The sequence below is a fragment of the Dermacoccus sp. Ellin185 genome, assembly GCF_000152185.1.
GTDB classification, from domain to species: Bacteria; Actinomycetota; Actinomycetes; order Actinomycetales; family Dermatophilaceae; genus Dermacoccus; species Dermacoccus nishinomiyaensis.
Genome location: NZ_AEIQ01000001.1, coordinates 1 through 12,214 on the forward strand (window position 1 = coordinate 1; position 12,214 = coordinate 12,214).

At 67.2% G+C, this 12,214-nt stretch carries 11 protein-coding genes and 1 pseudogene; 6 read left to right on the forward strand and 6 right to left on the reverse strand.

The window, feature by feature from the left end; translation table 11 throughout:
• The first annotated feature begins 55 nt into the window (after positions 1-55).
• From HMPREF0321_RS00010 to HMPREF0321_RS14480, 3 genes are all read left to right on the forward strand, one after another.
• A complete protein-coding gene (locus tag HMPREF0321_RS00010; RefSeq protein ID WP_006943236.1) occupies positions 56-1,387 on the forward strand; it encodes a hypothetical protein in 1,332 nt (443 codons plus the stop codon).
• 231 nt (positions 1,388-1,618) lie between these two features.
• The gene (locus HMPREF0321_RS00015; RefSeq protein ID WP_040014143.1) at positions 1,619-2,116 is read left to right on the forward strand and encodes a hypothetical protein; all 498 of its coding nucleotides are present in this window, start codon (positions 1,619-1,621) and stop codon (positions 2,114-2,116) included.
• Positions 2,116-3,720, forward strand: a complete 1,605-nt coding sequence (locus tag HMPREF0321_RS14480) for an exonuclease domain-containing protein (RefSeq protein WP_006943239.1) — start codon at positions 2,116-2,118, stop codon at positions 3,718-3,720. The genes HMPREF0321_RS00015 and HMPREF0321_RS14480 overlap by 1 nt, the downstream gene beginning before the upstream one ends.
• A 56-nt stretch (positions 3,721-3,776) precedes the next feature.
• Here the strand turns inward: HMPREF0321_RS14480 and HMPREF0321_RS00025 are convergent, their stop codons facing one another.
• Positions 3,777-4,613, reverse strand: a complete 837-nt coding sequence (locus HMPREF0321_RS00025) for a nucleotidyltransferase (protein WP_050786391.1) — start codon at positions 4,611-4,613, stop codon at positions 3,777-3,779.
• Positions 4,610-5,095 carry an SLATT domain-containing protein gene (locus HMPREF0321_RS00030; protein WP_172462999.1) on the reverse strand — a complete coding sequence of 162 codons (486 nt, stop codon included), beginning with the start codon at positions 5,093-5,095 and terminating at the stop codon, positions 4,610-4,612. Before HMPREF0321_RS00030 ends, HMPREF0321_RS00025 begins: the two co-directional genes overlap by 4 nt.
• Before the next feature lie 412 nt (positions 5,096-5,507).
• Here HMPREF0321_RS00030 and HMPREF0321_RS00035 point away from each other — a divergent pair, with 412 nt between their 5' ends.
• On the forward strand, positions 5,508-6,677 hold the full coding sequence (locus HMPREF0321_RS00035; protein WP_050786392.1) for a magnesium and cobalt transport protein CorA: 1,170 nt from the start codon (positions 5,508-5,510) through the stop codon (positions 6,675-6,677).
• Between the two features lie 95 nt (positions 6,678-6,772).
• Here the strand turns inward: HMPREF0321_RS00035 and ald are convergent, their stop codons facing one another.
• Positions 6,773-7,891, reverse strand: a complete 1,119-nt coding sequence (ald, locus tag HMPREF0321_RS00040; protein ID WP_040014149.1) for an alanine dehydrogenase — start codon at positions 7,889-7,891, stop codon at positions 6,773-6,775.
• 305 nt (positions 7,892-8,196) lie between these two features.
• Between ald and HMPREF0321_RS16870 the strand changes: the two are divergent.
• Positions 8,197-8,319 (forward strand): annotated as a pseudogene (locus tag HMPREF0321_RS16870) (ABC transporter ATP-binding protein); the annotation flags it as partial.
• Positions 8,320-8,410: 91 nt separating this feature from the next.
• Positions 8,411-9,652 (forward strand): MFS transporter, encoded by a 1,242-nt coding sequence (locus HMPREF0321_RS00045; protein ID WP_006943245.1) that lies wholly within the window; start codon positions 8,411-8,413, stop codon positions 9,650-9,652.
• A gap of 30 nt (positions 9,653-9,682) precedes the next feature.
• On the opposite strand, the gene HMPREF0321_RS00050 is transcribed toward HMPREF0321_RS00045, so the two are convergent.
• From HMPREF0321_RS00050 to HMPREF0321_RS17280, 3 genes are all read right to left on the reverse strand, one after another.
• Positions 9,683-10,258, reverse strand: coding sequence for a hypothetical protein (locus tag HMPREF0321_RS00050; protein WP_006943240.1), 576 nt, complete (start codon positions 10,256-10,258; stop codon positions 9,683-9,685).
• A gap of 631 nt (positions 10,259-10,889) precedes the next feature.
• The gene (locus HMPREF0321_RS16245; RefSeq protein ID WP_040014145.1) at positions 10,890-11,420 is read right to left on the reverse strand and encodes a hypothetical protein; all 531 of its coding nucleotides are present in this window, start codon (positions 11,418-11,420) and stop codon (positions 10,890-10,892) included.
• A gap of 148 nt (positions 11,421-11,568) precedes the next feature.
• A partial coding sequence (locus HMPREF0321_RS17280; RefSeq protein WP_006943238.1) for a C40 family peptidase occupies positions 11,569-12,214 on the reverse strand: 646 nt, incomplete at its 5' end.

Consider the following 12,214-nt stretch of genomic DNA (forward strand, 5'->3'; position numbering starts at 1 on the left):
ATTAATGACGCGCGACACTAGCTGCCACCACCACCACGCAGAAAGGGCCGCCACCATGAACAAGTCACCCACACCAATCCTCGCGCGCCGCAGCGTCCTCACCCTCGCCATGACCGGCGCACTCGGCGCCCTGGCAGCCTGCGGAGGCGACAAAGAACCGGCCAAGGCAAGCATCAGCGGCACTGGTAGCGCGCCGACCACAGCGAACTCACCCAAGATCACCCCCGTCGACGGGTTCTCCTCCACCGCGGCATGGTCGAGCACCCAGGTCAAAGACCTCGCACCGCTCGTACCGGTGCCCGAGGCAGGCGCAACCTGGTATCAGGACCGCGCCTGGTTCCTCATGGCCACCGGCACCGACCCTGCCACCGGCAACCGAGACGTGCACATTGTCGCCCTCGACCCGGCCACCAAGAAGGTCACTGTCTCTCCCGTCGTGAACAAGAAGCTAATGGACGGCACCCGCACCCAGTGGGTGACCATCACACACCCCAGTCCCGCCCTATTGCTCGACACGGGCGGGTTTAGCGGCGGCTCTGTCCTGGTAAAGCTCAGCGGGGGCACCATCACCACGACGCCCCTATCGGTGCCTTCCGTCGACAGCTTCAACGCCGTATGGATGGGCGACGTCATTTTCGCGATTGCCACACGTAACGGCGAGGGAAGCGGATCATTCTATGACCCCACTAAGAACACCTACACTACGCTCGCGCCGCAACACGGTGGGCGCATCATCGGCGCCAGCGTCAACGGCGGCAAGGTCATGCCACTCGAGCTCGTCGGCGGCACTGAAGGTAAGCCGACGACTCGTCTGTATGCGAACGGCCATGACGCATCCAGCGGCATCGCCGGTGACGAAGGGCAGGACCGCGCCATTCACGCGATGGCCTGGACCACCAACGGAAAGATCGTGCTCAGCGTCGATGGGCCAACCAATGGCGACGTCATCTATGTCCCTTACGGAACCGACCTGAAACCCGCCGCTAGGGGCGCCTACCCGCGCCAAGGCAACCCGGACCGGTTCGATGAGAGCAGCATCGGGGATGAGACCCAACCCCAGGCCATCTCTGCCGACCGCACCCAGGCCATCCTGAGTAATGGCCTGCTCTACGACACCGTGCAGAACAAGATCACCCGCGGCATCTGGACAGACCCGGTGACCATGTCATGGGACCTGAACAACACCGCAGTCACCACGGGCCACCTCTACGGCAACGCATCCTCGCGGAACCGCGACGCAAGAGTGCCCACTACTGGTGCCTACGCCAGCACCACCGGCGCCCTCACCGAACAGAACCAGCCGAACAAGACCGCACCCGCGCTCGTACTGCCCAACGGAGACGGACTGTTCCTTGACGAGGCAGCTGAAGTGCTAGCCGGAAGCTGAGGCCGTTGCGTGTCGCGCCGAGCGCAAAGACGCGACTGCCCGGCCGAGTGCTCCCGTGCCGCGCACCGGACGTTAAGGCACTCCCCAACTGCGGCAGCCCGCCAATTTCGAAAGACCACCGCTGGAGCGGCCGAGAGATAGGCTCCCACCATGCTTGGATTCGCAGTTGTTGACGCGCACCCCGGAGCCGCTCAGTGGGCGGTCTGGCTAACGTCCCGAACTGGGACAGCGATGGTCGACCACACCAACGCCGTTGTTCTTGATCGAGCCGCTCCCGACTTCGAGTCGACCTTTAACAATCTCCTTACGGAGCGCTACGTGCTACTGACCGACGGCAGCTCCATCGGCGACAAGCGGCCCGCCGCAAACTTCGATGGTCTCTCTCTTCTGGAGGAACGCACCACCGCCCTGCACGCCGAAATCCTCTCGGCCATTGCCGCATACAAGCACAAGACGCGCAACGCGAACCTAGCGGTCCCGGATGCGGTGCCCGCGCGTACGTTTACGCCGGCCACCACTGACACGCCAAGCGAGCGAGCCCTCGCGTCTGCCAACTACCTTCGACGCGTGTGGCGCGATTGGCTGGAGATGGAACGTGAGAGAGTTCGCCGAACCACGCATCCTCGGACCGGGGATACGCCGTGGATGATGCCCGCCGAGCTAAACGAGCCGGATATTCGTGCCCTCCCATCAGAGGTCATCAGCCTATTCACTGGGACGGTCTCCTGATGGACGGGCTCGACTTCACGGCCATCGACTTCGAAACAGCGAACTCCTACCGGGGATCACCCTGCTCAGTGGGCCTCGTGAGGTTCCGAGGGGGCCGCCCCGTCGATCGCGCCTACTGGCTCATCCGACCCCCGGCGGCAGCATCACACTTCGATGCGTTCAACACCCAACTCCACGGCATCGACGCCGACACTGTCCGTGACCAACCGTCATGGGCTGGTCGCCTAACCGAGATTGTCGAGTTCATCGGCGACGACATTGTCGTCAGCCACAACGCCAGCTTCGACATCGGCGTTATCCGCTACGCATGCGCAGCCGACGGGATCGCCTGGCCGCGCATCGACTTCTTCTGCACCCTCGTCGCCGCCCGACGCCACCTGCGCCTACCCTCATACCGCCTCCCCTTCGTCTTGGACGCCTACGGGGCGGAAGTGAACGACCACCACCATGCCCTCGCCGACGCAGAAGCCGCAGGACGCGTCGCCGTGCTCATGGCTCAGCAGCTCGGCGTCACGAGCATTCCCATCCTCGCCGAATCTGTCGGCACCGTGATCGGGCACATGAGCGCCGACCAGTTCACCGGCTCGGTCAGCATCGCGACAGCGCGTGGGGGCAGCGCTGCACTCGCTCTACCTGATGCGAACCCCGACGCTGACCCGTCCGGTTACCTTTATGGCCGGACCGTGGTCTTCACCGGGGCACTCATGTCGATGACACGACAGATGGCCTGGGACGCCGTCGCGGATGCCGGTGGCCAACCAGCACCCACCACAACGAAGAAGACCAATGTCCTCGTCATCGGAGACTTCAACCCCGCCAGCCTTCGCCCCCGCGCGAACGTCTCTGGAAAGGCAGCCAAGGCGTTTGCGCTGCAAGACAAGGGTCAAGACATCGAGTTGATGACCGAAGCTGATTTCCTCCAAGTCCTTGATGGCGTGTCCACCCTGGACGAGCAACTTCAGCATCTGACTGTTCAGCCAAAAGCAAAGCCGGACGGTCCCGGTCTGGAACCGGTCAGCACACCGTCGTTCCGGCCGCTGCAACTTCCCGCAAAGGCCACTACACAGCTGTGCAGTGAGGCGGACTGTGGTAGGACCGCTGCGTTCCGCACCCGCACACGACCCACATGGTGTGTCGAGCACATTGACAGCATGCTCGCCCAGGCTGGATTACGACCACTCGAAGGCTTCACCCACCCCAACTCGTACCGCCTTACCGAGTGCCTCACCTGCGGCTGCCAAGCGCACTACCGGCTGGAGTACGTTCTAACCAAAGCGGCCGAAGGTGAACGCATCTGCCGTGCCTGCTACTGGGTCGAATGGTCACGCACCGCGGTCCGCCTCCAGGACGAGGCGCTTCAGCGCGCAGGGCTCACCCCCGCCGAGGTCGAACTCTTCTACGCCGAACACGGTGACCCCCACATCGTGCGCAGGCATGACGCCGAGCGCTTCGCACTCGACGCGACAGCGAAGCACCGGGACGCGCTCGGGGACGCCCCCGTCGACAGCGACCACCTCGTGCAGCGAGTCCGATGCCAGCACTGCGGCAAGATCGACGTCTTGCGCTCGAACGATCTCTACCACTGCACTTGCTGTAAGTGCTAGACCGCCTAGTCTACCGGAGGCCGCGTCAGTTGACTACATTAACGAACAGCGCTCGATTACTCCGGGTAAAAGATGAAATCTAGCCATACCTGGGCAGTTTCGTAGGAGCCATCATTGGCTCGCTCTCGCGCTTTACGGGCTGCGTCTGCGTAGAGGCCTACTAGTCGAGCCCTGTCGGTACGGCTGACCTGCGGGCAAGCCTCGATTCTGCGCCCGTCGAACTGTGACGGGTCGTTCATTGAGGCGAGCCCGCCAACATGGAGCGCATCGAGCAACCAGCAAAAGTCATGTAACAACAGGAGGGGCGGGTTGTTGAGGACGTGCTTGGCGGCGCGCATCTCTAGGTAGAACGAGGACAGCCCCACATTCTGGCGGTGGTTCCATGACTTCACCAGGCGCATGAATTTCTTCGCGCCGGGTTCCTTAGATTGGGCGCTATCGACGTAGGCCAGGTGCTTGCGTGGGTTGCTGCGAATCCACCCCGTTGAGACAGGGTCGGGTATGAGATAGTCGTCTGAGATGAAGTCCAGATAGGCGGGCACGATTTCAACGTCGGGGCTGCCATCGTTGAATTGCACTCGAACGGCTGGCCGGTTGATAGTGACGGTCGCTCTCCAGAGGTGCGTGGCCAGGCTGGTGCGGAGCGATTCGAGGATGTCTTTGCTTGCGCTGGGCCTAGCTCCGCGTAGGGAGAGGAAGTAATCGACGTCGCTCATGCTGCGTACGGCGGTGCCATGGGACCAAGACCCCGTTTCGCGGAAGCCGTAGTTGCCCATGAAGGTGGTCTCCGCCCAACGGTTCAGCGCAGCACGGTTCCGTGCAGCCGCAGAACGGTCCCTGGCAGTGGGTGTGGCGTCCGTGATGACCTGAGTCAAGAAGTCCTCGGGTCTCACGCGTCCACCTCGTGCGTTTGGCCTCCATTTTCGATGTTCGTCTTCGCGCGCTGGTAGGCGAAGCGTGGGGGTGGTGCGGCCTGCGCATTGATCCGCTTGGACTGCTCCGCGAGAGCCTTCACCGACTCGTAAGAGGCGGAGGGGTCCATGTCTGGCAAGCCGAGCAGACGTAACCGCCGTGCGTCACCTTGGATCGCCAGGTACTCGTTTGCGACGCTCTGCGCAGCGTCCGCCTGTGTTCCCGGGCGTAAAGTTGTCAGTACCGCCGCGGATAGGGCGGCTGCGATGGCTAAGCCCCCGCCGAGCATTTGCAGGTCGCCGCTAGCAAACGTGAGGACACCCCCGATGCCACTCGCGCCGGTGGCGAGTCCTCCCAGAACCCAGTTCCAGGCCCGCCAAGACTTGGCTGCTTCAAACTGGCTTTGAGCGGCAAACTTCGCGCTCTCCTCCAGCCTGGACGCTTCCTGTTCAAGTGGAGTCATCTCGCCCTTTCGATCCTGGGACCGCGCCGAAGGTTGCATGGCCAAGTTAACGTGCACATCAGGTGTTTGTCGTGGGCATGGTCCGCGCCGGGGGCAGATGAAGGGTCCCAGGTCGCGCCGGTTGGCGTTCGCGGCCAGGCCCTGAGCGATGAGTTCTTGTGCCGCAGCGGCCCAGTCCGCGTCTCGCGGTGTGGTGGGGTCGGCGGACAAGACGACAGGAGGCGTCTTCGGTGCACGTTCCCGGATTCAGCATTTCGCGTTCCTGGGCTGCTTCGGCTCCCGCGTCATTCCGGGGCTAGAAAACTTTTCGCCCGGTCCCACGAGAGCGTGCGCCGAAGCGCGCCCGTCAGCCTAGCCGATCATCCGGGCGCGCTGGCAGGCCTCTCCCTGGCGCCCGTCCTATGATCACCCCATGCCCACCTGGCGAAGCCGTTACGTGCCCACCCCGCTCGGGGTCATCCGCGCGACCCCGCCTCCCGCGTCGACGCCGCCCGAGGAGACGTCGTTCGAGCCACTTCGCGACGAGGACGACCAGCCGCCACCCGAGGCGACGATCGTCAACTCGGCGATCTACGCGGGCAGGCAGAAGGTCAGCGACGCCGGGTCGATCGCCGAGGCGTGGCGCGAGCTGCACCACCCGTCACACCACGACCACGGCCCGCGCATGGCGTGGATCGGCATGACGCAACCGACGCCGCGGCAGCTCCAGCAGGTCGCGCAGATCTTCGACCTCCACCCCCTCGCCGTCGAGGACGCGATCGTCGCGCACCAGCGCCCCAAGCTCGAGCGTTACAACGAGACCCTCTTCGTCGTGCTGCGCCCCGCGACGTACGACGACGCGACGGAAACGGTGAAGTTCGGTGAGATCCACGCTTTCATCGGCCCCGACTTCGTCATCACGGTGCGCCACACGGCGCAGCCGGTCCTCACGCCCGTGCGGAGCCGCTTCGAGAACGACCCCGACCTGCTCGCGCGCGGGCCGCAGGCCGTCCTCTACGGCCTGCTCGACTTCATCGTCGACGGGTACGCGCCCGTCGCCGCCGGCCTCGAGAACGACATCGACGAGATCGAGACGCAGGTCTTCGAATCCGACCCGACCGTGTCGCGCCGGATCTACGAACTCTCCCAGGAGGTCATGGAACTCCAGCGCGCCGTCAAGCCGCTGCAGACGATGCTGCGTGGTCTCGAAGCCGGCGCCGCCAAGTACGGAACCGACGACGAGATCATCACCGCCCTGCGCGACGTGCGCGACCACGTCACCTCGATCGTCGAACGCAACGACAACTTCCGCCAGTCACTGTCGGAGATCCTGCAGCTCAACGCCATCCTCGTCGCGCAGACGCAGAACGAGGAGATGAAGCGCCTCGCCGAGGTCGCCAACAACCAAGCCGACGAGGTCAAGCGCGCGTCCTCATGGGCCGCCATCCTCTTCGCCCCGACCGTCGTCGCCGGCGCCTACGGCATGAACTTCGACCGCATGCCCGAACTGCACTGGGCGTACGGCTACCCATTCGCGCTGTTTCTCATGGTCGCCGTGTCGTTCTGCATGTGGCTCGTGTTCAAACGCAAGAACTGGCTCTGACGGCGACGCGGCACGGCCCGCTCGGACGTCGCTCGCCCGCGACGCGGTGACCCCGCCACGCCCACGTCCACGCCCACGCCCGCGCCCGAGCAGCCTCACCCCGCGAGCGCCTCCTCGACACTGACGACCGGCCGGTCGGTCGCCTCGGCGACGGCGGCGTTCGTCAGCTGCCCGGCGTGCGTCGTCAGCCCGCGCCCGAGGGCAGCGTCGCCCTGGCATGCGGCGCGCCATCCGTCGTCGGCGATCTGCAGCGCGTGGCGCAGCGTGACGCCCGCAAGCGCATGGGTCGACGTGTGCGCGACGGCGCCCGGCATGTTCGCGACGCAGTAGAAGATGCTGTCGTGCACACCGAACGTCGGGTCGGCGTGCGTCGTCGGGTGCGAATCCTCGAAGCACCCGCCCTGGTCGATGGCGATGTCGACGAGCACCGAGCCCGGCCGCATCCGCGAGACGAGCTCATTGCTCACGAGGGTCGGCGCCTTCGCACCGGGCACGAGCACCGCGCCGATGACGAGATCCGCTCGCAGACAGGCGTGCTCGACCTCGTGCGCGTTGCTCATCACCGTCCGCATCCGCCCACCGGTTGCCGTGTCGATCGCCCGCAGCCGTGCGGCATCGAGATCGAGGACGGTGACGTCGGCGCCCATTCCGAGCGCCACACGAGCCGCGTTGAACCCCGACACGCCGCCGCCGAGCACGACGACATCCGCGGGGCGCACCCCCGGCACGCCGCCCATGAGCACGCCGCGCCCGCCGTACGGCTTCATCAGCGCCTGCGCGCCGACCTGCGGGGCGAGGCGCCCGGCGACCTCTGACATCGGTGCGAGCAAGGGCAGCGACCCGTCGTCGAGGCGCACCGTCTCGTAGGCGATCGAGGTGACACCGCGCTCGAGAAGCTCCCCCGTCAGCGTCGGGTCGGCCGCGAGGTGCAGGTAGGTGAACAGCACCTGGCCCTCGCGCATGCGGTGATATTCCTCGGCGACCGGCTCCTTCACCTTGAGGATGAGATCACTGTCGGCCCACACCTCGTCCGCGTCGTCGACGATGACGGCGCCCGCCGCGCGGTAGTCGTCGTCGGTGAGGCTCGAACCGTCCCCGGCGCCGCGCTGCACCCGCACCTCGTGCCCGTGCAGCACGAACTCGTTGACGCCCGCCGGCGTGCACGCCACCCGGAACTCGTTGTTCTTGACCTCGCTCGGAACACCGACCCGCATGATCTTCTCCTCCGACTCCTTCGACGTGACCGTGATCACTTGCCACGCTAGGAGTTCACCGCGCTACGAGCGAGTAGGGCCGGGCCGAGCGCCGTCAGAGCCGTCACATCCGCCCGCGATCCCACGCCGGCAGGGCTGCGATGAACGCATCGAGGGCATGGATCAGCAGCCGCCCGTCCCCCCGTTCGAGCAGCCACCCACGCCCCATCCGGCCCAGCGAGCGCGCCCGCCATGCAAACACCGGCCATGCAGCTGAGCGAGCTGACGAAGAACCTCGGCAGCCACCGGGCCGTCTACGACCTGACGCTCACCGTGCCGCGGACGCGCTCGGCCTCGACGAGGCCGCCGACAAGATCGTCGCCGACTATTCCGCAGGCATGACGCAGAAGATCGGCCTCGCCTGCGCGCTCATCCACGCCCCGCGCGTCTGGGCGCGCGGCAGCTCGAGCAGACGCTGCCCGAACTGCTCGCGAAGATCAACACCTGAGCCGTGCGACGCCCTGACGGGCGCGTCCAGGCATGCTCGTGATTGCATGGGTACTCACCGGTAACAACGAAGAGGACCGCATGAAGCACTGGATGCGCCCCGCCCTCGCGATGCTCGCCGTCGCCTGGGGCGGCAACGAGTTCACGCCCCTGCTCGTCATGTACCGCACGCAGCATCACCTGCCGCAGGTGACGGTCAACGTGCTGCTCTTCGCGTACGTCCTCGGCATCATCCCCGCGCTGCTCATCGGTGGGCCGCTCTCCGACCGCTACGGCCGACGGCGCCTGCTCGTCCCCGCGCCGTACATCGCGATGCTCGCGAGCGCCATCCTCGCGTTCGCCCACGCCAACGTCACCGTGCTGTTCCTCGGGCGCGTGCTGTCGGGCATCGCGCTGGGTCTCGTCATGGCCGTCGGCTCCTCGTGGATCAAGGAGCTGTCGAGCCCGCCGCACGACGACGCGCCCGACGGCACCGGCGCCAAGCGTGCGTCGATGTCGCTGACGGCCGGCTTCGGCCTCGGCGCCGCGTTCGCCGGCCCCCTCGCGCAGTGGGCGCCCTACCCCGACGAGCTGTCGTACCTCGTCAACATCGTCGTGACGGCGATCGCGGCCGTGCTCGTCCTGCGCACGCCGGAGACGGTCGACGCGGCGTCGCGCTCGACGTCGTCGTTGCGTGACGATCTGCGCATCCCCGCCATCGGCCACCGTCGGTTCCTGTTCGTCGTGCTGCCGATCGCCCCGTGGGTCTTCGGCGCCGCCGCGTGTGCGTACGCCGTCCTGCCCGCGCTCATGTCGTCGCACGTCTCGTCGGCGCCGATCGCGTTCTCGGCGCTGCTGTGCGTCGTCGGCCTGACGTGCGGCTTCCTCGTCCAGTCTGTCGGGCGCCGCATCGACTCCCCCGGCACCACCCGAGCGGTGCGCGTGGGGCTCGTCGTCCTCGTCGTCGGCATGCTCGCCGGCGCGCTCGCGAGCCGCGAGCTCAACATCGCCACCGCGATCCTCGGCAGCTTCTGCCTGGGCGCCGGCTACGGCCTCGCGATGGTGAGCGGCCTGCTCGAGATCCAACGTATCGCCGGGCCCCGCGACCTCGCCGGGCTGACGGCCGTGTTCTACGGCGTCACCTATCTCGGCTTCGCCGTCCCCGCGATCATGGCGACGCTCGCGCAGGACGCCGGGTTCAGCTACCCCGCGATGTTCGAGTTCGGCGCGATCATGGCCGCGCTGTGCCTCGCCATCGTCGTCATCGCCGACCGTCGGATGCTTGCGAACGGCTGAACGGCTTGCGGGCGCAGCTCACACGACGATTCACTCGAAGACCGTGAGGAGCACGATCGCGACGACGGCGGCGATGAGGAAGCTGCTGATCGACGAGGCGAGCAACCGCTCCGACGTGCGCTGCGGCACGAGTTCGGGGTGACGCTCGCCGTCGGCCCGGCCCGTGAACGGCGACAGGATGACGGGCGAATCGACCGGAACATAGGCCCGCGCGGCGCCCTCCAACGCGTCGAGGTCGGCGGGCGCGAACATCGAGATGCCCGCGACGAGCAACGGACGATCGCCCCCGTCGAGGAAGACGATGGCGTCCTCGGCCGTCCACCACCGGAAGCGGCGCGGCACGATGCGCGCGGTCTCGTTCCACGCGATGAAGACCTGATCACGCCCACCGGCGAGATACTCGACGCCGTCCTCGTCGACGCGCAGGCGCGTGCGCATGTCACTGAGGAACGAGAAACCGAAATAGGCGACGAAGAAGACGACGACCGCGACGATGTTGCCGACCGACGGGCGAATGGCGAGCACGGGCGCCGCCAGGACGGCGAACAGCACGACCTCACAGGCGTGACGGCGCCAGAACGCCCACGGGCTCGCCTCGATGACCACGGGGCCTAGTCAACCAGACCGCGCCCGCGGCGACGAAGCGGGCGCGGGGGCCGATCGAGCCCCCAAGACTCCACCGACCCCGCCCGCGCATCGCCCAGCATGCACACCCCTGAGCATCGAGCGCGACGCACGGCTGACCGCCGTTCATTCATACAGACGCCCGACATCCTGAGCCGGTTGCACCCCACCGCAGACTTTTTTTCGACCGGGAACTCCTGCTCGGGCCCAGGGCGCTCGCGCGAGCGCCCGCCATGGGAGACAATCCACATGACGCGGGGAGGCACCCTGCGACGAGCGAACCAGGGAGCCACCCGACGATGCACCGCCTCACCCCCAGCACCCACGCCGGCCTTCGTGCCGGCTCTCGTGCCGGCGCAGCCGCCCTGCTCGCCGCGGGAGCCATCGTGCTCGGCGCGCCAGCGGCAACCGCCGACCCCACCGCACCGTTGAGCTCGCCGAGCACCGGCGCGGGCGTGAGCAGCGCCGTGTTCCAGAGCGCCACGTGCAGCGCATCCGGCGGATACTCGGCCCTCGTCACCCTGACGAACGCCGCCCCCGAAACCCAGACGTTCTCATTCACGACCGGCGCCGGAGGCGGCGCGACACCGGCAGCGACGAGTGTCGGCGCCGGTCAGAGCCTCACCGTGCGCGTCAGCACACCCTCGCAGGCCCGTGCCATCTTCGTGACGACGGCCTCCGGCGGCTCCGCTGGCTCGCTGCCCCTCAGCGGCTGCGGTGACGCACCGTCCACATCTTCGACGTCGCTCGCGACCGCTGAGCCGACACGGACACCGCGCCAGAGCACCTCGCCCGCCCCGACGAGCGACGAGCCGACGCTCGCGCCCACGATCGCATCTACGGGCGCATCGAGCCCCGCATCCCCCCTGGCCCCCACGACGCCGATGGCACCGACGACACCGCGCAGCAGTTCGACGAGCGCCACCTCGTCGCCCGAATCGTCTTCGTCTTCGTCCGGGTCGTCTTCGTCTTCGTCGTCGAGTCGTTCCAGTTCGGCGTCGTCGACCAGCACCTCCAGCCCGTCGCTCGCCCCCTCGGACGCGGCATCAGCCGACGAATCCGACTCGAGTTCGACGAGCCCCCTGCTCGTCGCCGGCGGTGTCGGCCTCGCACTGCTCGGCCTGGCGCTCGCCGTCACCGTCATTCGCCGCGACTACCACTGACGCAGGATCGTCACGGCAGACCACCACGACCCCGCTCGAAGCACGCGCCACACGAAGAAGCGCCCTCCCCGTCACGATGACGGGGAGGGCGCTTCTCAGGTGGCCGCGCGGGCCGACCGATCACATCGATCAGAGGCGACCGTAGGTCGAACCCGACAGCACCGGGTACAGGCCGGTGACGGTGCCCGGGTGGCGCGCCTCGTAGACCATGCCGTTGCCGGCGTAGATCGCGACGTGGCCCGGCAGGAAGACGAGGTCGCCGGGGCGCGGGTCGCTGACGGGCGTCGTCATCGCCTTGATGGCGCCCGACTGGTGCGGCAGCTGGATGCCGGCCTTCGCGAAGACCATCGCGACGTAACCGGAGCAGTCGGCACCGGAGGTCGACGATCCGCCGTAGACGTAGGGGATACCCGTCAGGCCCGCGGCGATGGAGACGACTCCGGAGTTCGAACGCGAGGCGGAAGCCGTGTTCGTGGCCTTCTGCGCGCTCGAGGCGTAGGTCGGCGTGGCCGAGTGCGTCGTGGTGGCGTGACGCACCGTCGCGCGGTGCACGGGTGCCTGCTGGTGACGCGGCGTCTGGGCGACCGGGCGAGCCTGGGTGTGCTGCGAAACCGCCTGGCGAGCGTGCGTGCGATGCACGCGCTGGTGCGTCGCGGTGGCGCGCTGGGTGTTCGTCGACTGCGACGCGGCGCGGTGGGTGTTCGTCGACTGCGACGCGGCGCGGTGGGTGTTCGTCGACTGCGACGCGGCGCGGTGGGTGTTCGTCGACTGCGAC